Genomic DNA, 25593 nt, shown 5'->3' with positions numbered 1-25593 from the left:
AATGGTCGATCCGGAAAAACTGAAATCCCGCTACCCCGGTGCGCAGACCTTTAAGTTTGGAGACAACGCAACGCTGAGCGCCGAGTTGTTGGCGTTGGTGCGCGCGGGAAAGAAAACCGCGACCTGCGGCGCGTTGCGAGACTATCCTGAGGGCAGCGCGGACACTCCGGTTGTGGGGCGGCGCGATATCGCTCTGGATTGGGATGATCGCCCAGCTTTGGTCATCGAAACGGTCGAAGTTTCGATCTGCCGCTATTGCGATGTGACCGAGGAGTTTGCGTTGGCCGAAGGCGAGAATGAGACGCTTGAGGGGTGGCGCGAAGATCACCGCCGGTACTTTGAACGAAATGGCGGGTTCGAGCCCGAGATGGAGCTGCTCTGCGAGCGGTTCCGGTTGGTCGAAGATCTGACGGTTGAGGGGTAAGTCATGTTCACCAAAATCCTGATTGCCAACCGGGGTGAGATTGCTTGTCGGGTGATCGAGACCGCCCAGAAGATGGGTGTGGCCTGCGTTGCGGTCTATTCTGATGTGGACGCCTCGGCCAAGCATGTGCAGATGTCGGATGAGGCCGTGCATATCGGTGGCGCGGCCCCGGCGGAGAGTTATCTGAAGGGCGAAACGATCATTCAGGCGGCGCTCGACACCGGAGCGCAGGCGATCCATCCGGGATACGGGTTTCTGTCCGAGAACCCCGATTTCGTCGATGCGGTCGAGGCGGCAGGCCTTACCTTCATCGGGCCTTCGGCGGATGCGATCCGCAAGATGGGCCTCAAGGATGCTGCCAAAGTCTTGATGGAACAGGCGGGCGTGCCTGTGGTGCCGGGCTATCATGGCGACAATCAGGACCCGGAGCATTTGGCCGGTGCCGCGGACACAATCGGCTACCCTGTTCTCATCAAAGCTGTTGCAGGTGGCGGCGGAAAGGGTATGCGGCTGGTTGAACGTGCCGAAGATTTCGCAGACGCGCTGCACAGTGCGCGAGGCGAGGCGCGCACGGCCTTTGGCAACGACGCCGTTCTCGTCGAGAAATTCGTCTCCAAACCGCGCCATATCGAGGTGCAGGTTTTCGGCGACGGCACCCATGGGGTTCATCTGTTCGAACGCGATTGCTCGTTGCAGCGGAGGCACCAGAAGGTGATCGAAGAGGCTCCGGCACCCGGTATGACGGCTGAAATGCGCGAAGCGATGGGGCAGGCCGGTGTACGCGCCGCCGAGGCGATTGGCTATAAGGGCGCGGGTACGGTTGAATTCATCGTGGATGCCTCGGACGGGCTGCGACCGGATCGGTTCTGGTTCATGGAGATGAATACCCGCCTGCAAGTGGAGCATCCCGTGACCGAGGCGATTACCGGGGTTGATCTGGTCGAATGGCAGTTGCGCGTGGCGGCGGGCGAGACGCTGCCGAAACAGCAGAGTGACCTTTCTATCTCGGGTCACGCGTTCGAGGCGCGGCTGTATGCCGAGGACGTGCCCAAAGGCTTCCTGCCTGCCACGGGGACGTTGACGTATCTGCACTTCCCGGCGCATTGCCGCGCCGATAGCGGTGTGCGGGCAGGGGATACGATCAGTCCGTGGTATGACCCGATGATCGCCAAGGTCATCGTCCACGGCCCCACGCGCGACATTGCGCTGGAACAGTTACACCGTGCTCTGCGTCAGACAGAGGTTGCGGGCACTGTAACCAACCTTGCCTTTCTGGGTGCGCTGACGCGGCATCAGGGGTTCGCGTCGGGTGATGTGGATACCGGGCTGATCGGGCGTGATCTGGATGGGTTGGTTCAGACTACGGCGACCTCAACCCTTGCGACCGTCGCGGCGGCCATGACCGCTGTTGGTTTGGTGGACACATCCGAAGAGACTGGGTTCTCGCTGTGGGCGCCTCTGCATCGTGCCGTTCAGCTGATGGCGGATGAGGTGATTGATCTGGACGTGCAGGTCGAAGGACCGAACCGGCAGGTTTGGCAGCTCGGCGGCGATACTTTAGTGGCTGAACGTGGTCCCGGAGGCTGGATGATCGACAGCACAGCGATGCCGCCTGTATCGGTTGCAGGCTCTCGGATCACTGTGTTCGAGGCGTATGTTCAGGTGTTCGAGATGATCGACCCGCTGGACCGCGATACCAGCGCCACCGGTGACACCAATGTCATCGAGGCCCCGATGCCCGGTCTGGTCAAGGCGGTCTTTGCACAGGCCGGACAAACCGTGGCCGAAGGCGATCGGTTGGCCGTCCTTGAAGCGATGAAGATGGAGCATTCTCTGCTGGCCGCCCGCGACGGCACTGTGGCCGAAGTACTGGTCGAGGCGGGCGCTCAGGTCGAGGCCGGGGCCGCACTGGTCCGGCTAGAGGAGGAATGATCTGTTCCTGCCGCCTCAGCCGTGGCACAGTCGGATCAACAGCTTAGCGGAGGAGTAAGATGGGCGATCGGGTCGAGATATTCGAAGTGGGGCCGCGCGACGGGCTGCAGAACGAGCAGCGGGAAATCCCGGTTGCGGAAAAAGTCGCTCTGGTCGATTGCCTGAGCCGCGCCGGGTTCAACCGGATCGAGGTGGCCAGCTTTGTCTCGCCCAAATGGGTGCCGCAGATGGCAGGCAGTGCCGAGGTGCTGGCCGAGATCAGCCGGGCCGATGGTATCCGCTATGCTGCGCTGACACCAAATATGCGCGGGTACGAGGACGCGCTGGCCGCCAAAGCCGATGAGATTGCGGTGTTTGCCTCGGCGTCCGAGGGCTTCTCGAAGGCAAATATCAACGCGACGATTGCGGAATCCATTGAACGCTTCACACCCATCCTGGAGGCCGCGCGCCATATCGACCTGCCGGTGCGGGGCTATGTGTCCTGCGTGACCGACTGCCCCTATGACGGTCCGACCTCGCCCGAAAAGGTGGCCGAGGTGGCCGACACATTGTTCGCGCTGGGCTGCTATGAGATCTCGCTGGGCGACACGATCGGGCAGGGGACGCCTGACACAATCGCTCATATGCTTTTGGCCGTGCGCGAACGGGTGCCTGTGACGCGTTTGTCGGGGCATTTTCATGACACTACGGGACGTGCCATCGACAATATCGACGCAGCTCTGGCGCTTGGTGTGCGGACATTCGATTCGGCGGTCGGCGGTCTGGGAGGGTGCCCTTATGCGCCGGGGACGGCAGGGAATGTCGCCACTGAATCTGTAGTCGCCCATCTCGATCGGCTAGGATATCAGACGGGCATTGATGTCGCGATCGTGGAAGAGGCCGCCCAGATGGCGCGCGCTATGCGAGCGGAATAAACGATGTTCGAAACGATTTCGGTCACGAATGATACGCGCGGTGTTGCCACTCTGACGCTGAACCGCCCCGGCAAGCATAATGCCATGTCGGCGCAGATGATCTCCGAACTGACGCAAGCGGCAGGGCAGTTGGGGGCGGACGACTCGGTGCGGGTTGTGGTCCTGACTGGCGCGGGCAAGAGCTTTTGTGCCGGTGGTGATCTGGGCTGGATGCAGGATCAGATGGCAGCCGACCCCGAAACGCGGTTCACCGAGGCGCGCAAGCTGGCCGAGATGCTGCAGGCGCTGAATACACTGCCGAAACCTCTGATCGGGGCGCTGCAGGGCAATGCGTTCGGGGGCGGTGTTGGGCTGGCCGCGGTCTGTGATGTGGCCATCGGGGTCGACACATTGACCATGGGGCTGACCGAAACGCGGCTTGGGCTGATCCCGGCCACGATTGGTCCGTATGTCATCGCGCGCATGGGCGAGGCACGGTCGCGGCGGGTTTTTATGTCTGCACGCCTTTTCGATGCCAGTGAGGCGGTTGAGCTTGGTTTGTTGGCGAAAGTGGTTGCAGCCGTCGATTTGCCCGAGGCGGTCGAAGCCGAAGTGACCCCCTATTTGTCCTGCGCGCCGGGTGCTGTCGCTTCGGCCAAGGGATTGGTGCGTGATTTGGGGCCAAGAATAGATGACACGGTAATCGACCAGACGATCCGCGCTTTGGTTGGCCGTTGGGAAACCGACGAGGCCAAAGAGGGAATCGCCGCCTTTTTCGAGAAACGAAAACCAACCTGGATTAGTAAGGATTAGACGATAGCCGTCGTGCCGTGGTGATAGGAATCACCCTTCCGGAATAACCTTTGATGGCAAGCAGATATTTCACGCCCTGCGCGTTTGTGTTCGGTTGACCCTCTGACCCGGCAGGGATAGAGAATGTCCAGTCAACACGCCAATTGACGGCGCACCCTTTGGGGGCATGCGCAGGAAAGGAGCTTTACGTGGAAGACCTGCTGCGGGAGTACCTCCCGATTCTGGTGTTTCTGGCCATTGCCGTGGGCCTTGGAATCGTCCTGATTCTGGCCGCTGTGGTTCTGGCTGTCCGCAATCCCGACCCCGAAAAGGTCAGCGCATATGAATGTGGCTTCAACGCCTTTGACGATGCGCGGATGAAGTTTGATGTCCGGTTCTATCTGGTCTCGATTCTTTTCATCATCTTCGATCTGGAAATCGCGTTCCTTTTCCCATGGGCCGTGGGCTTTAAAGACATCAGCGATGTGGGCTTCTGGTCCATGATGGTGTTCCTGGGCGTTCTGACCATTGGCTTTGCCTATGAATGGAAGAAAGGGGCCTTGGAATGGGAGTGATGACGGGTGCAAACACCGCCGGCGTCGATAAAGAAGTCGCCACCCAGGCCCTGAATGCCGAGTTGCAGGACAAAGGTTTCCTGCTGACCTCGACCGAGGACATTATCAACTGGGCGCGAACCGGATCGTTGCACTGGATGACATTCGGTTTGGCCTGTTGTGCTGTTGAGATGATGCACACCTCGATGCCGCGCTATGATGCGGAACGGTTCGGTATCGCGCCGCGTGCGTCCCCACGTCAGTCGGACGTGATGATCGTGGCTGGGACGCTGACCAACAAGATGGCCCCGGCGCTGCGCAAAGTTTACGATCAGATGCCCGAGCCGCGTTATGTGATCTCGATGGGGTCCTGCGCCAATGGGGGCGGGTACTACCACTATTCCTATTCTGTCGTGCGCGGTTGCGACCGCATCGTTCCGGTGGATATCTACGTGCCTGGCTGTCCTCCGACCGCTGAGGCGTTGCTTTATGGCCTGATGCAGTTGCAACGCAAAATCCGCCGCACCGGCACGATTGTGCGCTGAAGGAGAGGTTGAATGAGCGAAGCACTCAAAGAACTCGGCGCACAGCTGGAACTCAAGCGCACTGATTGCGTTCTGTCCTGGGACGTGACTCATGGCGAACTGAACGTGGATGTGGCCCCGTCGAGCCTGGTTGAATTCGTCGAATTCCTGAAATCCGACCCGAACTGCAAGTTCTCGTCTCTGGTCGATATCACCGGCGTCGATTACCCGGAACACGCCAAGCGGTTCGATGTGGTTTATCACTTCCTGTCCATGTACCAGAATCAGCGGATCCGCCTGCGGGTGTCGATCCGCGAGGAAGACATGGTGCCTTCGATCGTCGATGTTCACCCCTCGGCCAACTGGTTCGAACGTGAGGTGTTCGACATGTTCGGCATCTTATTCTCGGGTCACCCCGATCTGCGGCGCATCCTGACCGACTACGGCTTCCGCGGCTATCCGCTACGCAAGGATTTCCCGACAACGGGCTATACCGAGGTTCGTTATGACGAGGCCGAAAAGCGCGTCGTTTACGAGCCGGTGAGCTTGGTACAGGAATACCGGCAGTTCGATTTTATGTCCCCCTGGGAAGGTGCGAATTACATTCTGCCGGGGGATGAAAAACAGGAGTAACCGTCATGTTTGAGTTCCTGATCTGGATAATTCTGGTGGTCGCAACGGTCGTACCGATGATCAAGCTGCTGCCGCATTTCGGGATCAACAAGAACTGGGCGTTTGCCTGCATTATCTCTCCGGCTGTGATTGTCCTGTTGTGGATGATGGCCATGAAGCTGCAAGAGATGGAGCGACGCTGACATGATGGGCGAATTGATCATTTTGGGCGCTTTGGGCGTCTTGCTTGCAGGGGCCGCAGCCAAGGCGGCTGAGGCCGAAAAGGTCCGGGTTCGGGCCGAAGCAAAGAAGAAACGAGGGCGTTGATGGACGGCTCAAGATACGATGACGGCAGCACAGACGCGCTGAGCGGAGAACAGAAGATTCGCAACTTTAACATTAACTTCGGCCCGCAACACCCTGCGGCGCACGGAGTTTTGCGTCTGGTTCTTGAGCTTGACGGCGAGATTGTCGAGCGTTGCGACCCGCATATCGGTCTGCTGCACCGTGGTACTGAGAAGCTGATGGAAAGCCGGACGTATCTGCAGAACCTGCCGTATTTCGACCGTCTGGATTACGTGGCACCTATGAACCAGGAACATGCCTGGTGTCTGGCCATTGAAAAACTGACCGGGGTTGAGGTGCCGCGCCGTGGCTCGCTGATCCGGGTTCTGTATTCCGAGATCGGGCGCATCCTGAACCACTTGCTGAACGTGACCACGCAGGCGATGGACGTAGGCGCACTGACGCCGCCGCTCTGGGGCTTTGAGGAACGCGAAAAGCTGATGGTGTTTTACGAGCGTGCTTGTGGAGCCCGCCTGCACGCGGCCTATTTCCGCCCCGGAGGTGTCCATCAGGACCTGCCGCCCGAACTGCTGGATGATATCGAGGCGTGGAGTCACGAATTCCCCGCCGTTCTGGACGACATCGACGGCCTGTTGACCGAAAACCGCATCTTTAAACAGCGCAACGCCGATATTGGCGTTGTGACTGAGGATGACATTCAGAAATACGGCTTCTCGGGCGTGATGGTGCGCGGATCGGGTCTGGCCTGGGATTTGCGCCGCGCGCAGCCCTATGAATGCTATGACGAGTTCGATTTTCAGATCCCCGTCGGCAAGAACGGCGACTGCTATGACCGCTATCTGGTGCGAATGGAAGAGATGCGTCAGTCACTGCTGATCATCCGCCAAGCCATCGCCAAAATCCGCGAATGTCCGGGTGACGTTTTGGCGCGCGGCAAGATCACCCCGCCGAAACGCTCGGACATGAAGACCTCGATGGAAAGCCTGATCCATCACTTCAAACTGTATACCGAAGGCTTCCACGTCCCTGCGGGCGAGGTTTACGCCGCCGTCGAAGCCCCCAAGGGTGAGTTCGGCGTCTATCTGGTCGCCGACGGCACCAACAAACCCTACCGCGCCAAACTGCGCGCGCCGGGCTTCCTGCACCTGCAAGCCATGGATCACGTCGCCGGAGGACACCAACTGGCCGACGTCGCCGCCATCATCGGCACCATGGATGTCGTATTTGGAGAGATTGACCGCTAATGCTCCGCCGTCTTCACCCCGAACAACCCGATGCTTTCGCCTTCACGGCTGCCAACCAGCAATGGGCCGAAGCACAGATCACCAAATACCCCGAAGGTCGTCAGGCCAGCGCGGTTATCCCGTTGCTATGGCGCGCGCAAGAGCAGGAGGGGTGGCTGTCCCGTCCGGCGATCGAATCCGTCGCCGACATGCTGGGCATGGCGTATATTCGCGTTCTTGAGGTCGCCTCGTTCTACTTCATGTTTCAGCTGCAACCTGTTGGATCGGTGGCACATATTCAGGTATGCGGCACAACCTCTTGCATGATCTGCGGGGCCGAGGACTTGATCGCTGTCTGCAAGGACAAGATCGCCGCCAAGCCGCACGTTTTGTCCGCAGATGGTAAGCTGAGTTGGGAAGAGGTGGAATGCCTCGGCTCTTGCACCAACGCGCCGATGGCGCAGATCGGCAAGGACTATTATGAAGACCTGACCGCCGAGAACTTTGGCAAGATCATCGATGATCTGGTGGCGGGCAAGGTTCCGACTCCGGGCCCGCAGAACGGGCGTTATGCGGCGGAACCGTTGAGCGGTTTAAGCAGCTTGACCGAGTATGAGGCGGGCAAGCCTAAATACAATGCGAGTGTCGAACTGGCTTCTGATCTGGGGGACACTGTCAAACGCATCGACGGAACCGAAGTGCCCATCCTGACCCCTTGGCTGGGTAAGGATGGCAAGGCGGCGGCAACCAAAACGGCCCCGAAACCTCCGAAGGAGCGTGCGACGCCGAAACCTGCCGTGAAGCAGGCTGAAGAGGCGAAGGCCAAGGCAGAGACAGTTGGCGAGGAACAACCCGAGACATTGACCGACCCGCGCGGTGGCAAGGCAGATGACCTCAAGCTGCTCAAAGGGGTCGGACCGAAGTTAGAAGAAACGCTGAACGGGCTGGGCTTCTATCACTACGACCAGATCGCAGGCTGGACACCCGAACATGTGGCCTGGGTCGATGCGCGGCTGAAGTTCAAAGGCCGGATCGAACGCGACGGCTGGATTGAACAGGCGAAAAGTCTGGCCTCGGGCCAAGAGACATAATTTGCCAAACGTGCCAAGGAAGATGGCACATACGAAGACTAGATGACGGTGCCCAGTCGGGCATCAGGGTAAGATGGATAAGGACAAGGAACTGGCCATAGCCCGAAAGGGCCGACATATCGGCATTGTCATTGCGGTGACGATGGTGATTTGGCTTGCCATGAACCTGTTCATCGGTCCCGCGCTGGGTTTGACCGCTCGGTATGCGCTGCTGTTTGATTTCGCTGCTCTGGCGGGTTTCATCTATGCGGGCGTCAACATATTTCAACTCTGGCGTATGCGTCAGGACAGCTGAAGGTAACACGCGATGCTGAAGGATCAGGACCGGATCTTTACCAACATCTACGGGATGCATGAGCGCACATTGCGGGGCGCACAGGCGCGCGGGCATTGGGACGGCACGGCTGGCCTGATCGAAAAGGGCCGCGACTGGATCATCCAGACGATGAAGGACTCGGGGCTGCGGGGGCGCGGCGGTGCGGGCTTTCCAACCGGTCTGAAATGGTCGTTCATGCCAAAGGAGAGCGATGGTCGCCCGGCCTATCTGGTTGTGAACGCCGATGAGTCCGAGCCCGGAACCTGCAAAGACCGCGAGATTATGCGCCATGATCCGCATACCCTGATCGAAGGTTGCTTGATCGCCTCTTTCGCGATGAATGCGCATACCTGCTACATCTACCTGCGCGGTGAATATATCCGCGAGCGTGAGGCGCTGCAGGCCGCGATTGACGAGGCCTATGACGCGGGCCTTTTGGGTAAGAACGCAGCAGGCTCCGGTTGGGATTTCGACTTATTCCTGCACCACGGGGCAGGGGCTTATATCTGCGGCGAGGAAACAGCCCTGATCGAAAGTCTTGAGGGCAAGAAGGGCATGCCGCGGATGAAACCTCCGTTCCCGGCCGGCGCGGGACTTTATGGCTGCCCGACCACGGTGAACAACGTGGAATCTATCGCAGTGGTTCCGACCATCCTGCGCCGGGGCGCGGATTGGTTCGCCGGCTTTGGTCGTCAGAACAACGCTGGCACCAAGCTGTTCGCGATCTCGGGCCATGTGAACAACCCCTGTGTCGTCGAAGAGGCGATGTCGATCCCCTTTGAAGAATTGATAGAGACCCATTGCGGTGGCATTCGCGGCGGCTGGGACAACTTGCTGGCGGTGATCCCCGGCGGCTCATCAGTGCCCTGCGTGCGCGGTGAGAATATGCGCGATGCGATCATGGATTTCGATCATCTGCGCAATGATTTGGGTTCTGGTCTGGGAACCGCCGCTGTGATCGTGATGGATAAGTCCACCGACATCATCAAGGCGATTTGGCGGCTGTCTAAGTTCTACAAGCATGAAAGTTGCGGTCAGTGCACGCCGTGTCGCGAAGGCACCGGCTGGATGATGCGTGTGATGGACCGTTTGGTACGTGGCGAGGCCGAACTGGAAGAGATCGATATGCTGTTCGACGTCACCAAGCAGGTCGAAGGCCACACCATCTGCGCCCTTGGTGATGCGGCCGCGTGGCCGATCCAGGGTCTGATCCGTAACTTCCGCGAAGAGATCGAGGATCGCATAAAGGCGCAGAAATCCGGTCGCACCGGCGCGATGGCGGCGGAGTAACTTTTGATGGAGACCTTTGCAGAATACGGTCATGCTGTTGCATCGGTGGTGATTTTCACCCTGGTCGTGCTGTTTATGGCTCCGTTCACAGCCCTGGCAAAGCAGGGCAAAGGACTTGCGCCCGGTGCAACGCCTGAACAGGACTACTCGGATAAGGCGTATCGTCTGAACCGTGCCTATCTGAATGGGACCGAAACACTGCCAGCCTATGTGGCCGTAACGTTTGCCGCTATTCTGATGGGTGCCAATCCATTCTGGGTAAACCTACTGGCTTCGCTTGCCCTGGTTGCACGACTGGTAATGCTGTTTGTCCATATTCGTGGATTTGGTCGCCCAAACAGTGGCTTAAGGTCTGTTCTCTACGTGATTGCCTGGGCTTGCATGGTCGTAATGGGCATCATTGCACTGGTGGCGGCGTTCTGATGGCGGCAAGTCGGATGCATCGGAACAAGACCCTTGGGGCAGGCGTAGTCCGGTCGGTCGCCGTTGGGGCGTTATTTGCGGTCTCGGCCTGTGGACTGATAACACCATCTTCGGATCAGGTTAGGTTTGATGGCCAGTATTTCCGCACCAAGGTGAAGCCGGTCGACAAGAAAAGGTCACCTACAGAATTCACAGTGGTGGTCAACGGCGTCTCTGCTTCCTTGGACGGGGCCCGTGAGGCAGGACGTTTTGAAGGAACAAAGTTCTGTATCACCAGTTTTGGGTCATCTCGCATCGACTGGGCTGTTGGTCCGGACACCGAGCCTGAAAAGTTGCGCGTGGTAGACGATAAATTGACCTTTGCAGGGCGGTGTCGCCGTCCATGATGCAGATGCAGACATATCATGCTGGGTTGCGGCAGGCGTTATTGCATAACGTCCAGCCCGCAGGTCGTCTTGGTGGAACCAAGACGAAAGGATATGTCATGCAAGTACTAAAAGCTCTGACGGTTCTCGCAGTATTGGGCATGCCTGCCCTGGCTGAGGCGAAACCGCCTTTGCGCGAAGTCAAAGAGATTGACGACGAACTCTATTACATCGCGATCGCAAACGAGATTTCGGAACTCTGCCCGTCGATCAGCGGGCGCCGTCTGAAGGCGATTGGTGTGATGTGGGACCTTAGGTCCAAAGCGAACAAACTGGGGTATTCGGACACGGAAATCCGGGCCTATGTGGACTCGGACGCCGAAAAGGACCGTATGCGCGCCAAAGGCGAAGCGTATCTGGCCGCCAATGGCGTATCTTACGACAACCCCACTTCCTTTTGCTCGTTGGGCAAAAAGGAAATCGATAGAAACAGCGCCATTGGCGTGTATTTGAGGGCGAACTGAAAGCCATGTCTGACCTCCGCAAAGTGAATATCGACGGGCAGGAAATCGAAGTTGATGGCTCGATGACCCTGATCCAAGCTTGTGAAGAGGCCGGGGTCGAGGTCCCGCGTTTCTGCTACCACGAGCGTCTTTCTATTGCCGGAAACTGCCGGATGTGTCTGGTCGAAGTCGTCGGGGGACCGCCGAAACCGGCGGCGTCCTGCGCGATGCAGGTGCGCGACCTGCGTCCTGGGCCGGAAGGTCAGGCGCCGGTGGTCAAGACGAACTCGCCCATGGTTAAGAAGGCCCGCGAAGGGGTGATGGAGTTCCTGCTGATCAACCACCCGCTAGATTGCCCCATCTGCGATCAGGGTGGCGAATGTGATCTGCAGGATCAGGCGATGGCCTACGGTGTTTCGGGCTCGCGCTTCAAGGAAGCCAAACGCGCGGTTGATGATCTGGATTTGGGGCCATTGGTCGGCACCGCGATGACGCGCTGCATCAGCTGCACGCGCTGTGTGCGCTTCACTACCGAAGTCGCCGGGATCACCCAGATGGGCCAGACCGGGCGCGGTGAAGATGCCGAGATCACCTCTTATCTGAACGAGACTCTGCAATCGAATCTGCAGGGGAACATCATCGATTTGTGCCCGGTTGGGGCGTTGACCTCGAAGCCTTATGCCTTTACCGCGCGTCCGTGGGAGCTGACCAAGACCGAAAGCGTCGATGTCATGGATGCTCTGGGCTCGAACATTCGCGTAGACACCAAGGGACGCGAAGTGATGCGGTTCCTTCCGCGCAACCATGATGGCGTGAACGAGGAATGGATCAGCGACAAGACGCGGTTTGTATGGGATGGGCTGCGCCGCCAGCGTCTTGACAAGCCTTACGTGCGCGAGAATGGAAAATTGCGCCCGGCGACCTGGCCCGAGGCTTTGACCAAAGCCGCCGAAGCGCTGAAAGGAGCCGAGAAACCCGCCGGTATCGTGGGAGATCTGGCCCCGGTTGAGGCTGCGTTTGCCCTGAAACAGATGATCGAAGGGCAGGGCGGTGTTGTCGAATGCCGTACCGACGGTGCCAAGTTGCCTGCGGGCAATCGCGGGGCTTATGCTGGCACCGCCGCGATCGAAGATATCGACTCGGCGGAACGCATTTTGCTAATCGGCACCAACCCGCGCGACGAAGCGCCGGTTCTGAACGCGCGTATTCGCAAAGCGTGGGCGCATGGGGCCGAAGTGGCCCTGGTCGGGCCCGCCGCCGAACTGACGTATCCCTACCATCATATGGGTGACGAGCGCGCCGCCCTGCAGGCTGCCGTGGATATGGGCGGTGATGATGAGATCAAGGGCAAGCCGTCACTGGTGATCGTTGGTCAGGGTGCGCTGCAAGAGGCTGACGGGGCCGCCGTTCTGGCCGCAGCGCAAGCCATTGCCGCCAACACTGAAAGCGGCCTGATCGTTCTGCACACCGCAGCATCGCGTGTCGGCGCAATGGACGTGGACGCGACGAACGACAGCGGCATGGACGCAGTCAGCGCTGCAGACGTGATCTACAATCTGGGCGCGGATGAGGTCGAGATTGGTGAGGGTGCCTTTGTCATCTATCAGGGCAGCCACGGAGATCGGGGTGCACACCGTGCCGACGTGATCCTGCCTGGTGCGGCCTACACCGAGGAAAACGGCCTGTTCGTCAACACCGAAGGTCGCCCGCAACTGGCCATGCGTGCTGGCTTTGCGCCCGGTGAGGCCAAGGAAAACTGGGCGATCCTGCGTGCGCTCTCGGCCGAGCTGGGTGCCACATTGCCTTTCGACTCGCTGGCGCAATTGCGCACCACGCTGATCGAGGCGGTTCCACATCTGGCTCGCGTTGATGAGGTGATCGAGAACGAAGCTCAGGTGTTGGATGCAGGTCCACTAGGCAAGGCAACCTTCCGCTATGCCATCAAGGATTTCTATCTGACCAACCCGATTGCCCGGGCGTCGCAGTTGATGGCCGAGCTCTCGGCGCAGGCGCTGGCTCTTAAATCCGAGAAGATTGCAGCGGAATGAACCAGAACTGTTTCATATCGCAAGGTAAGGCGACTGCCGGGTGGCAGTACGCCGCGCCTGATTTGTGTGTGAAACTCAAGATTAAGGGTGGCGCAATGGCGACAGATGCTGTTTACACCAACGCGCCGACCCAGCCGCTAAATGCGCAGGCATCTGGCCTTCGTATCGCGCGCGTAAAACGGAATACCCACGGTGTGAGGACCAATGGCTGAATTCTTTAACACCCCAGGCGGAATAGCCATCATCATTCTGGCGCAAGTGCTTGCAGTCGTTGCCTTTGTGATGATCTCTCTGTTGTTCCTCGTCTATGGCGACCGCAAGATTTGGGCGGCGGTCCAGATGCGCCGGGGGCCCAACGTGGTGGGTGTCTATGGCTTGCTGCAATCGGTGGCGGATGCGCTGAAATACGTGGTGAAAGAGGTTGTCATTCCGGCAGGTGCCGACCGCACGGTCTTTATGCTGGCGCCGCTGACATCCTTCGTGCTTGCGATGATCGCCTGGGCGGTGATCCCGTTCAACGATGGCTGGGTTCTGTCCGACCTGAACGTGGCGATCCTTTACGTCTTTGCTGTATCGTCGTTGGAAGTTTATGGCGTGATTATGGGCGGTTGGGCGTCGAACTCAAAGTACCCATTCCTTGGGTCACTGCGGTCTGCCGCGCAGATGATTTCGTACGAGGTCTCGTTGGGCCTGATCATCATCGGCGTGATCATCTCGACCGGGTCGATGAATTTTGGAAACATCGTCGAGGCACAGGACGGTCGGTTTGGCTTCTTTAGCTGGTACTGGCTGCCGCATTTCCCGATGGTGTTCCTGTTCTTCATCTCGGCGTTGGCCGAAACCAACCGACCACCCTTTGACCTGCCCGAGGCGGAATCGGAACTGGTCGCAGGCTATCAGGTCGAGTACTCGGCCACGCCCTTCCTGCTGTTCATGGCAGGGGAATACATCGCCATCTTCCTGATGTGCGCGTTGATCTCTCTGCTGTTCTTTGGTGGCTGGCTGTCGCCAATCCCCGGCCTGCCGGATGGCGTTTTGTGGATGGTCGCCAAGATGGCGTTCTTCTTCTTCCTCTTCGCGATGGTCAAGGCGATCACGCCCCGCTACCGCTACGACCAGCTGATGCGTCTGGGGTGGAAGGTGTTCCTGCCATTCTCGCTGGTATGGGTGGTTTTCGTGGCCTTTGCGGCGAAATTCGACTGGTTCTGGGGCGCGTTCGCCCGTTGGAGCGTAGGAGGCTGATATGACCCAAATCGACTATACCCGCGCCGCTAAGTACTTTCTGCTGCAGGACTTCTGGGTCGGGATGAAACTGGGTCTGAAGTACTTCTTTGCCCCGAAGGCCACCGTGAATTACCCGCATGAAAAGGGACCGCTGTCCCCTCGTTTTCGTGGCGAACACGCCCTGCGCCGTTATCCAAACGGCGAGGAACGCTGCATCGCCTGTAAACTGTGCGAGGCGATCTGCCCGGCCCAGGCCATCACCATCGACGCCGAACCGCGCGAAGACGGCAGCCGCCGCACCACGCGGTATGATATCGACATGACCAAGTGTATCTATTGCGGCTTCTGCCAGGAGGCCTGCCCGGTCGATGCCATCGTCGAAGGTCCGAATTTCGAATTCGCCACGGAAACCCGCGAAGAGCTGTTCTACGACAAGGAAAAACTGCTCGACAACGGTGAACGCTGGGAAGCCGAGATCGCCCGCAATCTGGAAATGGATGCGCCGTACCGATGAATGACACGCCGACAAATCCGTTCGAGCTGATGATGCGTCAGGCTCAGGACATGGCCAAGGCGATGAACCCGGCGATGGAGAACTTCTCGCCCAAAGGGTTCGAGGCGCTTTGGCCGACCATGCCAAAAGAGATCATGGAGATGATGTTCGGCAACACCGTCAACAAGGACGGACTGGACGCCAAAACCCGCCTGTTGCTGACGCTGGCCGGGCTGACCTGTCAGGGCGCGCAGGCCGATACCGCGGTGCGTCAAACCGTGCGTCACGCTCTGGAAGCCGGGGCCAGAAAACAAGAGATCGTGGAAACGATCGGTCAGATGTCGGTGTTTGCTGGCATCCCGGCCATGACCCGTGCGCTGGATCTGGCGCAAGAGGTCATGGACGACAACAAGGATGAGGATCAATGACCGTCTTTGCCTTCTATTTGTTTGCCATCAGCGCCATCACCGGCGGCCTGTTCACGGTGATCAGCCGCCAGCCGGTGCACTCAGTGCTTTGGCTGATACTGTCCTTCCTGTCCTCGGCGGGGCTGTTCGTGCTGCTGGGGGCCGAGTTCGTGGCGATGCTGCTGATCATCGTCTATGTGGGCGCGGTCGCGGTGTTGTTCCTGTTCGTGGTGATGATGCTGGACGTCGACTTTGCCGAGCTTAAGGCCGAGATGGCGCGTTATATGCCGCTGGCATTGCTGATCGGTCTGGTCATCCTGATGCAGTTCGTCATGGCGTTCGGTGCATGGGACAGCGCGCAAGGCGTTGAGGCCAATCTGGCCCAACCGGTTCCGACCGACCGCCACAACACCGAGGCGCTGGGTGTCATCCTTTACGACCAATACTTCCTTCTGTTCCAACTGGCGGGTCTGATCCTGCTGGTGGCTATGATTGGCGCCATCGTACTGACCCTTCGCCACCGTCAGGACATCAAACGTCAGGACATCATCGGCCAAATGATGCGCGACCCGGCCAAGGCGATGGAGCTGAAGGACGTGAAACCGGGGCAGGGGTTGTGAAATTGCCGCTGGTACTTCCAATGGAGTACTGGCTGCTAAAAATACTAATTGCGGTGCCTGTTGTACTTGGTTGGATCGGGTATAGGGCCGCGAAAAACAGGAAACGAATGGGACCGAAAGAAAATGATCGGACTTGAACATTACCTGACTGTGGCGGCGACGCTGTTCGTCATCGGCATCTTCGGTCTCTTCCTGAACCGCAAGAACGTCATCATCCTGCTGATGAGTATCGAGTTGATGCTTTTGGCGGTGAATATCAACCTCGTGGCGTTTTCCAGTTTCTTGGGCGATCTGGTCGGACAGGTGTTTACGCTGTTTGTCCTGACAGTTGCGGCCGCCGAGGCGGCGATTGGTCTGGCCATTCTGGTCTGCTTCTTCCGCAACCGTGGCACCATCGCGGTTGAAGACGTCAATATGATGAAGGGCTAAGAGAACTATGGAAACCACCATCCTCTTTGCCCCGCTGGTGGGCGCGTTGATCTGCGGTTTCGGCTGGCGGTTCATTGGTGAGAAAGCCGCCATGTGGACCGCAACGGGCCTGCTGTTTCTGGCCTGTCTGCTGTCGTGGATCGTGTTCTTTGCCTTCGACGGGGTGACGCAACAGATCGAGATTATGCGCTGGATCGAGAGCGGATCGTTGTCGACAAGCTGGGCCATCCGTCTGGACCGTCTGACCGCGATCATGCTGATCGTGGTGACGACGGTTTCGGCGCTCGTGCACCTCTATTCCTTCGGCTACATGGATCACGACCCGCAATGGCGCGAGGGCGAGAGCTATAAGCCGCGTTTCTTCGCCTATCTGTCCTTCTTTACCTTCGCGATGCTGATGCTGGTGACGGCGGACAATCTGGTGCAGATGTTCTTTGGCTGGGAAGGCGTGGGCGTCGCATCCTACTTGCTGATCGGGTTTTATTATCGCAAGCCATCGGCCAATGCGGCGGCGATGAAAGCGTTTATCGTGAACCGTGTCGGCGACTTTGGCTTTGCGCTGGGGATTTTCGCGCTGTTCTTGCTGACCGACAGCATCAACTTCTCGGACATTTTCGCCTCGGCGCCCGCCTTGGCCGAAGAGAAGCTGCACTTCCTGTGGGGCGAATGGACCGCTGTTGAGGTCATCTGCGTGCTGCTGTTTGTCGGCGCGATGGGGAAATCGGCGCAGTTGATCCTGCACACATGGTTGCCCGACGCGATGGAAGGCCCGACGCCTGTGTCGGCCCTGATCCACGCCGCGACCATGGTGACGGCGGGAGTGTTCCTTGTATGCCGTATGTCGCCGCTTATGGAGTTCGCGCCGGGTGCGACCGGATTCATCACCGTGCTGGGAGCTTCGACCGCGTTTTTTGCGGCGACCGTGGGTCTGGTTCAGACCGACATCAAGCGCGTCATCGCCTATTCGACCTGTTCGCAGCTGGGCTACATGTTTGTGGCCGCAGGTGTCGGCATGTATTCGGCGGCGATGTTCCACCTGTTCACACACGCGTTCTTCAAGGCGCTGTTGTTCCTTGGCGCGGGGTCCGTGATCCACGCCATGCACCACGAACAAGAGATGACTGAATATGGCGGGCTGCGCAAAAAGATCCCCTATACGTTCTGGGCGATGATGATTGGCACACTGGCCATCACAGGTGTGGGCATTCCGCTGACGACCTTCGGTTTCGCTGGCTTCCTGTCGAAGGATGCGATCATCGAGAGCGCCTATGCCGGTGGGTCTTCCTATGGCTTCTGGCTGTTGGTCGTAGCGGCGGCGTTTACGTCCTTCTACAGCTGGCGTCTGATCTTCCTGACCTTCTACGGCACGCCGCGCGGCGACAAACATACGCATGACCATGCGCATGAAAGCCCGATGGTCATGCTGGTGCCGCTGGGCGTTCTCTCGCTGGGCGCGGTCTTTGCGGGCATGATTTGGTACGGCAATTTCTTCGGCCACGCGGACACGGTCGGCAAGTTCTATGGCATCCCGGTGGCTGAGGCGTCGGAACATGCCGAGGCCGGTGATCATGGCAAAGCCGACGCGCATGGCGATGATAGCCACGGCGATGACCACGCGGATGACGGTCATGGTGAAAAGGATGCTCATGGCGATCATCACTATGTTTTCGCAGGTGAGCCGGGCGAGGGCGCGCTGTATATGGCGCCGGACAACCATGTGCTGGACGATGCGCATGCGGCGCCTAAGTGGGTCAAGTTTTCACCCTTTGTTGCGATGCTGCTGGGCTTTGCGATGGCCTATTGGTTCTACATCGTGAACCCGTCTCTGCCAGGACGTCTGGCAGCGAACCAGCGGCCGCTGTACCTGTTCCTGCTGAACAAGTGGTACTTTGACGAAATCTACAATGTGATCTTCGTCAAACCCACCGTGGCGCTTGGACGGTTCCTGTGGAAACGCGGCGATGGCAACACCATTGACGGCTTCCTGAACGGGATCGCCATGGGCGTTGTTCCCTTCTTAACCCGCCTCGCAGGCAAGGCGCAGACGGGCTACATCTTTACTTATGCCTTCTGGATGGTCTTGGGGATTGCAGCCCTTGTCACCTGGATGTCGATCGGCGGAGGCGCACACTAATGGATAATATCCTCTCGATCGTTACTTTCATCCCCGCAGTGGCAGCGGCCATTCTGGCCCTGTTCCTGCACGGAGATGACGACGCCGCGCAGCGCAACGCGAAATGGGTCGCGCTGGTGGCGACCACGGTGACGTTCCTTGTCTCGATTGGCATCTATACGGGCTTTGACCCCTCGAACACCGGCTTTCAGATGGTGGAAGAGGGTGAGTGGCTGCTGGGCCTGAAATACAAGATGGGCGTGGACGGCATCAGCGTGTTGTTCGTGCTGCTGACCACCTTCATCATGCCGCTGACCATTCTGGCCAGCTGGAACGTGACCGACCGGGTCAAGGAATACATGATCGCCTTCCTGCTGCTGGAAACGCTCATGCTGGGCGTGTTCATGGCACTGGATCTGGTGCTTTTCTACCTGTTCTTCGAGGCCGGTCTGATCCCGATGTTCCTGATCATCGGTATCTGGGGCGGGGCGAACCGCATCTATGCCAGCTTCAAGTTCTTCCTCTACACCTTCCTTGGCTCGGTGCTGATGTTGGTGGCGATGGTCGCGATGTATGCGGATGCAGGCACCACGGATATCGAAGCACTGATGAGCCATCAGTTCTCGTCTGAAAGCTTCAGCGTGTTGGGTGTCTACATCGTCGGCGGAATGCAGACGCTGATGTTCCTGGCGTTCTTTGCATCTTTCGCGGTGAAAATGCCAATGTGGCCGGTGCATACCTGGTTGCCAGACGCGCACGTGCAGGCCCCGACGGCCGGCTCGGTCGTTCTGGCGGCGATCCTGCTGAAGATGGGCGGCTATGGCTTCTTGCGGTTCAGCTTGCCGATGTTCCCAGTGGGGTCGGCAGTGATGACCGATCTGGTGCTGTGGATGTCGGCGATTGCGGTTGTCTACACCTCGCTGGTGGCGCTGGTGCAGGAGGATATGAAAAAGCTGATCGCCTATTCCTCGGTCGCGCATATGGGTTTTGTGACCATGGGGATTTTTGCGGCGAACCAGCAGGGGATTGATGGCGCGATCTTCCAGATGATCAGCCACGGGTTCATCTCGGCGGCGTTGTTCCTGTGTGTCGGCGTGATCTATGACCGGATGCACACCCGCGACATTGACGCATATGGCGGCTTGGTGATCCGGATGCCCGCTTATGCGCTGGTCTTCATGCTGTTCACCATGGCGAATGTCGGTCTGCCTGGCACCTCGGGCTTTATCGGCGAATTCCTGACCTTGATGGGAGCCTTCCAGGTCAACACTTGGGTAACGGCAGTGGCTGCGACCGGGGTGATCTTCTCGGCCGGGTATGCGCTGTGGCTATACCGTCGAGTGGTCTTTGGCGATCTGATCAAGGAAAGCCTCAAGGCGATGACGGACATGAGCTCGCGCGAGCGGCTGATCTTTGCACCGCTGATCGTGATGACCATCCTGCTAGGTGTCTATCCGTCGCTGGTAACCGATGTGATCGGCGACTCGACCGCCGCACTGATTTCGAACTATGACACGGCTCTGGCCGCGGCTGAGGCCGTGATCCAGACAGCCGCTTCGCATTAAGGGAGCTTCGGAGATGATCCAAGCTGATCTGACAATCATCCTGCCAGAGATCGTTCTGGCCGTTTATGCGATGGCGGCGCTGATTGGGGCTGTCTACACCACAAAAGACGGGCTGGCCCCGGTTCTGATCTGGGCGACCTCGGGCCTGATGGCGCTGCTGGCGATTTGGATCGCCACCAATGGCGACGGCACCAACGTGGCCTTTAACGGCATGTTCGTTGACGATGGTTTCTCACGCTTTGCTAAGGTTGCGATCCTGCTGTCAGCGGCAGCCGTTTTGTTGATGAGCCAGGATTACATGTCGCGCCGCGGGTTGTTGCGGTTCGAATACCCGTTGCTGGTCGCTCTGGCCGCCGTGGGTATGATGATGATGGTCAGCGCTGGTGATCTGATGTCCCTGTACATGGGGTTGGAGCTGCAATCGCTGGCGCTGTACGTCGTGGCCGCTCTGCGCCGCGACAGTGCAAAATCCACCGAGGCTGGTCTGAAGTATTTCGTTCTGGGCGCGCTAAGCTCGGGCTTGTTGCTGTACGGTGCGTCGCTTGTATATGGCTTCACGGGCACCACGCTGTTCTCGGGCATCATCCAGACGGTCCATCACGGAGACGTCTCGGTCGGGCTGCTGTTTGGCCTGATCTTCCTGATCTCGGGGCTGGCCTTCAAAGTGTCAGCCGTGCCGTTCCACATGTGGACGCCGGACGTATACGAAGGCTCACCGACACCAATCACCGCTTTCTTCGCTACCGCGCCGAAAGTGGCGGCGATGGCGCTATTTGCGCGGCTGCTGCATGACGCGTTCGGCGGCGTGATCAAGGACTGGCAGCAGGTGATCGTTCTGCTCTCGGTCTTGTCGATGCTGTTGGGTGCAGTGGCTGCGATCGGGCAGCGTGACATCAAGCGACTGATGGCGTTTTCGTCGATTGCGCATATGGGCTATGCGCTGATCGGTCTGGCGGCGGGTACGGAAATGGGCGTCAAGGCGATGCTGATGTATCTGGCGATCTATGTGACCATGAATATCGGCACCTTTGCGTTCATCCTGATGATGGAGCGGGACGGTAAGCCCGTCACGGATATTGACGCGCTGCGGCAGTATTCCAAACGTGACCCGGGCAAGGCGCTTGCGGTTCTGATCCTGATGTTCAGCCTTGCCGGCGTCCCGCCGATGCTGGGCTTCTTCGCCAAGTTTGGCGTTTGGCAGGCCGGTGTGAGCGCAGGCCTGACGGGTCTGGTGATCGTGTCGGCCATCGCATCGGTCATCGGTGCGTTCTATTACCTGCGGATCGTGTTCTACATGTATTTCGGCGAAGAAAACGAAGACCCGATTGAAACGCGCTCGACGCCTGTTCTGTGGGTCGCCCTGATGGGGTCGGCTGCTTTGATGCTGGTGGGAATTTTCTATCAATTTGGTGTTGAAGGCGCGGCAGCTGCTGCTGCGGCGACGCTTGTCAATTAACCCTGAAATCACACACATCAGAGGGGCTCGGTCGTTGGACCGGGCCTTTTTACCATGACGGATTGGCCACAAGGTTACGGTTTGCATGTGTTGCAAACGGTTGACAGTACGTTGAACGAAGCTTCGCGCATCGCACCAACGGCGACGGGGCCAGTGTGGATCATGGCCTATAACCAAACTGCGGCGCGTGGACGTCGGGGACGTGCATGGGCCAATCCCGTTGGAAACCTGGCTGCCACTTTATTGATGCGACCAAGTGGTAATCCCGAACAAGCAGCGTTGCGGAGCTTTGTTGCAGCCCTCGCTCTGTGTGATGCCTGTGTTGCCGTCTCAGGGCGGTCCGATGGGCTGTCTTTGAAATGGCCAAATGATGTGCTGCTGAACGGCGGAAAACTTGCGGGGATACTGCTGGAGGGTACGGGCCAAGGGCGCGACCTGTCTCACTTGGCGATTGGGATCGGGGTCAATCTGTCTCAGTCCCCACCAACCGACGCGCTGGAGGAGGGTGCGGTCCGACCCGTTTCGCTTTTGTCCGAGACCGGCGCAGACGTCATGCCCGAGGATTTCCTGACAGAGTTGGCCGCCGCGTTTGCTCGCTATGAGACGCAGTTCGTGACCTATGGGTTCGAGCCGATCCGTACTGCATGGTTGGATCGGGCCGCGCGTTTGGGCGAAGTGATTACAGCCAAAACAGCGAGATCCGAAACGATGGGCACTTTTGAAACGGTGGACGCCGGCGGCAACCTTGTCCTAAACACCGCCAAAGGCCGGGTCGCGATCCCAGCCGCCGACGTGTATTTTTGAGAGGAACGCAAATGCTTTTGGCTATTGATTGCGGCAACACAAACACTGTTTTTTCGATCTGGGATGGCAAGCAGTTTCTGTGCACGTTGCGAACCTCGACCCATCATTCCCGCACGGCAGATGCCTATTTCACATGGTATTCGACATTGGTGAAACACTACGGGATCGAGGCGGACATCACCGATGTAGTGATCGCCTCGACTGTGCCGCGTGTGGTGTTCAACCTTCGTATTTTCGCGGATCGGTTCTTTGGTTGCCGCCCGTTGGTCGTTGGCAAACCTGAATGCCTTTTGCCGGTGGCCCCGCGCATTGATGAGGGCACTATTCCTGGACCGGACAGGCTGGCCAATGCGGTTGGGGCCTTCTACAGGCATGGCGGAGACGTTGTGGTGGTCGACTTCGGGACTGCCACCAATTTCGATGTTGTGGCCTCGGATGGTGCCTACGTTGGGGGTATTATTGCGCCGGGTGTGAACCTCAGCCTTGAGGCGCTTCACCAAGGTGCTGCGGCTCTACCGCATATTGATATCACGCGCCCCGACAAAGTCATTGGTACGAATACAGTTGGCTGCATTCAATCCGGCGTGTACTGGGGGTATTCCGGCTTGATCGAAGGACTGATTGCGCGGATCAAGGCCGAGTACGGCCATCCGATGAAGGTTGTCGGAACCGGGGGGCTTGCCCCGCTGTTTGATCAGGCGGATGTAGGGTTTGACGCGATCGAAGATGATCTGACGATGCACGGACTGACCGTGATCCATCGCTATAACAAGGAAAATGGCTCAACATGAGCAGTGAACGACTGATCTATCTGCCGCTGGGCGGTGCAGGTGAAATCGGCATGAACGCCTATGTCTACGGCTATGGAAAGCCCGGGCAGGAAAGGTTGATCCTAGTCGATCTTGGCGTGACCTTTCCGGATATGGATACGACGCCGGGTGTCGATCTGATCCATGCCGATATCTCTTGGCTGCAAGAGCGGGCCGACCGGCTGGAAGCGGTTTTTGTGACCCACGCGCACGAGGATCACGTCGGTGCTGTGGCCCATTGCTACGAGGCTTTGGGCGCCCCGGTTTATGCGCGTGCTTTCACTGCCAATATCGCACGCCGGAAAATGGAAGAGCATGGCCATCCCGAGGATGCGGTTCAAACGGTTTCGCCCTGGCCCGAGCAGGTTCAGGTGGGGCCGTTCTCGGTAGGTTTCCTGCCGGTCTCGCATTCGATCCCGGAAAGTGCGGCGTTGGTAATAGATACGCCAGCGGGACGGATTGTACATTCGGGTGACTTCAAGCTGGACACCAACCCGGTGGTGGGCGAGCCTTTCGACGCCGATTTGTGGGCCGAGATTGCCAAACCGGGCGTCAAGGCGCTGGTTTGTGATAGCACCAATGTATTCTCGCCCCATGACGGACGATCGGAATCCGAGGTTGGCCCCGAGATCACCAAGCTGGTCGAAAGCGCCGAGGGGATGGTTGTTGCAACCACCTTCGCGTCCAACGTCGCTCGGGTGAAAACCTTGGCCGAGGCTGGGCAGCGGGCCGGACGCTCGGTCGTGTTGCTGGGCCGCGCGATGCGCCGCATGATTGAAGCTGCGACCGAAACGGGTATCCTGTCGGATTTCCCCAAAGTCATCAGTGCAGAAGAGGCGGTGGACGTTCCACGCCAAAACCTGATGTTGATCGTGACTGGCAGCCAGGGCGAACGCCGTGCCGCCAGCGCGCAGCTTGCACGTGGCAAGTATCGCGGTCTGGAACTGAAAGAGGGCGATCTGTTCCTGTTTTCGTCGAAAACTATTCCGGGCAACGAGCGGGGCGTGATCTTCATCATCAACCAGCTTAGCGAAAAAGGGGTGGACGTGGTCGATGACAGCTCGGGGCTGTATCACGTGTCGGGTCATGCCAACCGTCCCGATCTTGAGAGGGTACATGCACTGATCAACCCGCAGATCGTGATCCCAATGCATGGTGAGCATCGCCACCTGCGCGAGCATGCTAAGCTGGCCGAGGCTGGAGGGCGCACCGGAATTCTGGCTGTTAATGGCACGATGTTGGATCTGACCGGCAACGCACCGAAAGTGGTGGACTATGTCGAGACGGGTCGGACTTATCTGGACGGCACTGTCAAGGTCGGCGCGCTGGACGGTGTTGTTCGTGACCGTATCCGCATGGCGCTGAATGGCCACGTGACGGTAACGGTTATTCTGGACGAAGAAGACGAGCCGCTGGGCGAGCCGTGGTGCGACACGATGGGCTTGCCCGAAATGGGATCGTCTCGTGCCGGGTTGGTTGAAATTCTAGAAGAAGATCTGAACCAATTCCTGATGCGCGCGGATACCAAGACTCTGCGTGATGATGACAAGCTGGAAGAAGCCATGCGCCGCATCGTGCGTCAGACCGCAAAAGCTGAGATTGGTAAAAAACCCGAAGTCACGACTGTTATCAGCCGGATGAAATAAGCCCGACTTCAGTCGGTCAGAGGTATCGGATAGCCTTTGAGTTTCAAGAACAGACTTTCCTCTTCCTGATTCAACAGGAAGGGGACCGAGCTGGGCGGCGCCGGATCCAAAACCCGTGCCGCGATTTCAGCCAGGACGACTTCGGTAATAAAGGGAAGGTCGAACTCGCGCGCGCGGTCGAGTGGGATCCATTGCAGATGCGACAACTCATCCGAGGCGCGGCTGAAATCGTCCAAGTCCCCGCATATCGCCGACGCATCAACAAGAAAGAAACGGGCATCAAACCTGCGCGGGCGACCGGGTGGGGTCACCGCGCGAAAGACGAACTGCAAAGCCTCAGCCGAAGGTCGAAACCCCAGCTCGGCAAATCCGCGCCAATCCGATGGCGCGGGTTCAGGCCAATTACCCGGCTGGCCCAAGACCAGACCTGTTTCTTCCCAAAGCTCGCGAATTGCCGCCGCCGCAAGGGCACCTTGCAACCCAAGTTCCGAGCGTTCACCTAGCCGATCAAAACACACAGGTGGCAACTCGCTTGCCAGCGGTATGTCGGCATCCTCGGGGTCAACAGCTCCGCCGGGAAAGACAAATTTGTTGGGCATAAAAGCGGCCTTGGCCCCCCGTTGACCCATCAGGATCGACGGGGCGGTCTTGCGGTCGCGCAGAACAATAACCGTGGCCGCGTTGCGGATTGCGGTCTTGTCCTGAATCATATGCGGGTCAATTCGTTGGAA

At 58.7% G+C, this 25593-nt stretch carries 29 protein-coding genes; 28 read left to right on the top strand and 1 reads right to left on the bottom strand.

Annotated elements, in window-relative coordinates; all coding sequences use genetic code 11:
- The first annotated feature begins 1 nt into the window (after nt 1).
- From GOW48_RS06045 to GOW48_RS05915, 28 genes are all read left to right on the top strand, one after another.
- Nucleotides 2–424: an ASCH domain-containing protein gene (locus GOW48_RS06045; protein WP_170752181.1), complete on the top strand. Its 423-nt coding sequence runs from the start codon at nt 2–4 to the stop codon at nt 422–424.
- Between the two features lie 3 nt (nt 425–427).
- Entirely contained in the window at nt 428–2356 is a 1929-nt protein-coding gene (locus GOW48_RS06040) for an acetyl/propionyl/methylcrotonyl-CoA carboxylase subunit alpha (protein ID WP_170752179.1), read from the top strand.
- A gap of 59 nt (nt 2357–2415) precedes the next feature.
- Complete coding sequence (locus GOW48_RS06035; RefSeq protein WP_170752176.1) at nt 2416–3270, top strand: hydroxymethylglutaryl-CoA lyase; 855 nt, start codon at nt 2416–2418, stop codon at nt 3268–3270.
- Nucleotides 3271–3273: 3 nt separating this feature from the next.
- Nucleotides 3274–4062, top strand: a complete 789-nt coding sequence (locus GOW48_RS06030; RefSeq protein WP_170752174.1) for a crotonase/enoyl-CoA hydratase family protein — start codon at nt 3274–3276, stop codon at nt 4060–4062.
- A gap of 188 nt (nt 4063–4250) precedes the next feature.
- Nucleotides 4251–4616 (top strand): NADH-quinone oxidoreductase subunit A, encoded by a 366-nt coding sequence (locus tag GOW48_RS06025; protein ID WP_170752172.1) that lies wholly within the window; start codon nt 4251–4253, stop codon nt 4614–4616.
- Entirely contained in the window at nt 4607–5140 is a 534-nt protein-coding gene (locus GOW48_RS06020; RefSeq protein WP_037307875.1) for a NuoB/complex I 20 kDa subunit family protein, read from the top strand. Before GOW48_RS06025 ends, GOW48_RS06020 begins: the two co-directional genes overlap by 10 nt.
- A gap of 12 nt (nt 5141–5152) precedes the next feature.
- Complete coding sequence (locus GOW48_RS06015; protein WP_170752170.1) at nt 5153–5752, top strand: NADH-quinone oxidoreductase subunit C; 600 nt, start codon at nt 5153–5155, stop codon at nt 5750–5752.
- Between the two features lie 5 nt (nt 5753–5757).
- The gene (locus tag GOW48_RS06010) at nt 5758–5934 is read left to right on the top strand and encodes a hypothetical protein (protein ID WP_170352613.1); all 177 of its coding nucleotides are present in this window, start codon (nt 5758–5760) and stop codon (nt 5932–5934) included.
- Nucleotide 5935: 1 nt separating this feature from the next.
- Nucleotides 5936–6058 carry a hypothetical protein gene (locus GOW48_RS22610; protein WP_257599041.1) on the top strand — a complete coding sequence of 41 codons (123 nt, stop codon included), beginning with the start codon at nt 5936–5938 and terminating at the stop codon, nt 6056–6058.
- Nucleotides 6058–7281: an NADH-quinone oxidoreductase subunit D gene (locus tag GOW48_RS06005; RefSeq protein WP_170752168.1), complete on the top strand. Its 1224-nt coding sequence runs from the start codon at nt 6058–6060 to the stop codon at nt 7279–7281. The genes GOW48_RS22610 and GOW48_RS06005 overlap by 1 nt, the downstream gene beginning before the upstream one ends.
- Nucleotides 7281–8351, top strand: a complete 1071-nt coding sequence (nuoE, locus tag GOW48_RS06000; protein WP_170752165.1) for an NADH-quinone oxidoreductase subunit NuoE — start codon at nt 7281–7283, stop codon at nt 8349–8351. Before GOW48_RS06005 ends, nuoE begins: the two co-directional genes overlap by 1 nt.
- A gap of 73 nt (nt 8352–8424) precedes the next feature.
- Nucleotides 8425–8646 carry a DUF5337 domain-containing protein gene (locus GOW48_RS05995; protein WP_170752163.1) on the top strand — a complete coding sequence of 74 codons (222 nt, stop codon included), beginning with the start codon at nt 8425–8427 and terminating at the stop codon, nt 8644–8646.
- 12 nt (nt 8647–8658) lie between these two features.
- Nucleotides 8659–9957, top strand: a complete 1299-nt coding sequence (gene nuoF / locus GOW48_RS05990) for an NADH-quinone oxidoreductase subunit NuoF (protein WP_170752161.1) — start codon at nt 8659–8661, stop codon at nt 9955–9957.
- A 6-nt stretch (nt 9958–9963) separates the two neighbouring features.
- Nucleotides 9964–10380 carry an MAPEG family protein gene (locus tag GOW48_RS05985; protein WP_170752159.1) on the top strand — a complete coding sequence of 139 codons (417 nt, stop codon included), beginning with the start codon at nt 9964–9966 and terminating at the stop codon, nt 10378–10380.
- Nucleotides 10380–10766: a hypothetical protein gene (locus GOW48_RS05980; RefSeq protein ID WP_234899557.1), complete on the top strand. Its 387-nt coding sequence runs from the start codon at nt 10380–10382 to the stop codon at nt 10764–10766. Before GOW48_RS05985 ends, GOW48_RS05980 begins: the two co-directional genes overlap by 1 nt.
- Nucleotides 10767–10864: 98 nt before the next feature.
- Complete coding sequence (locus GOW48_RS05975) at nt 10865–11269, top strand: DUF5333 domain-containing protein (RefSeq protein ID WP_170353126.1); 405 nt, start codon at nt 10865–10867, stop codon at nt 11267–11269.
- 5 nt (nt 11270–11274) lie between these two features.
- Nucleotides 11275–13296 (top strand): NADH-quinone oxidoreductase subunit NuoG, encoded by a 2022-nt coding sequence (gene nuoG / locus GOW48_RS05970; RefSeq protein ID WP_170752157.1) that lies wholly within the window; start codon nt 11275–11277, stop codon nt 13294–13296.
- Nucleotides 13297–13500: 204 nt separating this feature from the next.
- Nucleotides 13501–14538, top strand: a complete 1038-nt coding sequence (gene nuoH, locus GOW48_RS05965; RefSeq protein WP_170352620.1) for an NADH-quinone oxidoreductase subunit NuoH — start codon at nt 13501–13503, stop codon at nt 14536–14538.
- A gap of 1 nt (nt 14539) precedes the next feature.
- On the top strand, nt 14540–15034 hold the full coding sequence (nuoI, locus tag GOW48_RS05960) for an NADH-quinone oxidoreductase subunit NuoI (protein WP_039524264.1): 495 nt from the start codon (nt 14540–14542) through the stop codon (nt 15032–15034).
- Nucleotides 15031–15441: a carboxymuconolactone decarboxylase family protein gene (locus GOW48_RS05955; RefSeq protein ID WP_170752155.1), complete on the top strand. Its 411-nt coding sequence runs from the start codon at nt 15031–15033 to the stop codon at nt 15439–15441. Before nuoI ends, GOW48_RS05955 begins: the two co-directional genes overlap by 4 nt.
- The gene (locus GOW48_RS05950) at nt 15438–16040 is read left to right on the top strand and encodes an NADH-quinone oxidoreductase subunit J (protein ID WP_170752153.1); all 603 of its coding nucleotides are present in this window, start codon (nt 15438–15440) and stop codon (nt 16038–16040) included. Before GOW48_RS05955 ends, GOW48_RS05950 begins: the two co-directional genes overlap by 4 nt.
- Before the next feature lie 123 nt (nt 16041–16163).
- Nucleotides 16164–16469 carry an NADH-quinone oxidoreductase subunit NuoK gene (nuoK, locus tag GOW48_RS05945; RefSeq protein WP_005984024.1) on the top strand — a complete coding sequence of 102 codons (306 nt, stop codon included), beginning with the start codon at nt 16164–16166 and terminating at the stop codon, nt 16467–16469.
- Between the two features lie 7 nt (nt 16470–16476).
- Nucleotides 16477–18603: an NADH-quinone oxidoreductase subunit L gene (nuoL, locus tag GOW48_RS05940; protein WP_170752151.1), complete on the top strand. Its 2127-nt coding sequence runs from the start codon at nt 16477–16479 to the stop codon at nt 18601–18603.
- A complete protein-coding gene (locus tag GOW48_RS05935) occupies nt 18603–20147 on the top strand; it encodes an NADH-quinone oxidoreductase subunit M (RefSeq protein ID WP_170752149.1) in 1545 nt (514 codons plus the stop codon). The genes nuoL and GOW48_RS05935 overlap by 1 nt, the downstream gene beginning before the upstream one ends.
- A 13-nt stretch (nt 20148–20160) precedes the next feature.
- Nucleotides 20161–21603: an NADH-quinone oxidoreductase subunit NuoN gene (gene nuoN, locus GOW48_RS05930; protein WP_170752147.1), complete on the top strand. Its 1443-nt coding sequence runs from the start codon at nt 20161–20163 to the stop codon at nt 21601–21603.
- A 54-nt stretch (nt 21604–21657) separates the two neighbouring features.
- Entirely contained in the window at nt 21658–22407 is a 750-nt protein-coding gene (locus GOW48_RS05925; RefSeq protein ID WP_170752145.1) for a biotin--[acetyl-CoA-carboxylase] ligase, read from the top strand.
- Between the two features lie 11 nt (nt 22408–22418).
- Nucleotides 22419–23198, top strand: coding sequence for a type III pantothenate kinase (locus tag GOW48_RS05920; RefSeq protein ID WP_170752136.1), 780 nt, complete (start codon nt 22419–22421; stop codon nt 23196–23198).
- Entirely contained in the window at nt 23195–24862 is a 1668-nt protein-coding gene (locus tag GOW48_RS05915; RefSeq protein WP_170752134.1) for a ribonuclease J, read from the top strand. The genes GOW48_RS05920 and GOW48_RS05915 overlap by 4 nt, the downstream gene beginning before the upstream one ends.
- 8 nt (nt 24863–24870) lie before the next feature.
- On the opposite strand, the gene GOW48_RS05910 is transcribed toward GOW48_RS05915, so the two are convergent.
- Complete coding sequence (locus tag GOW48_RS05910; protein WP_170752132.1) at nt 24871–25572, bottom strand: NUDIX hydrolase; 702 nt, start codon at nt 25570–25572, stop codon at nt 24871–24873.
- Between the last annotated feature and the right edge of the window lie 21 nt (nt 25573–25593).

Origin of the sequence: Ruegeria lacuscaerulensis (assembly GCF_013033355.1) — a bacterium.
Taxonomy (GTDB): domain Bacteria; phylum Pseudomonadota; class Alphaproteobacteria; order Rhodobacterales; family Rhodobacteraceae; genus Ruegeria; species Ruegeria lacuscaerulensis_A.
The sequence above is the reverse complement of the archived record's forward strand: the minus strand, read 5'-3'. Positions and strand labels throughout refer to the sequence as shown.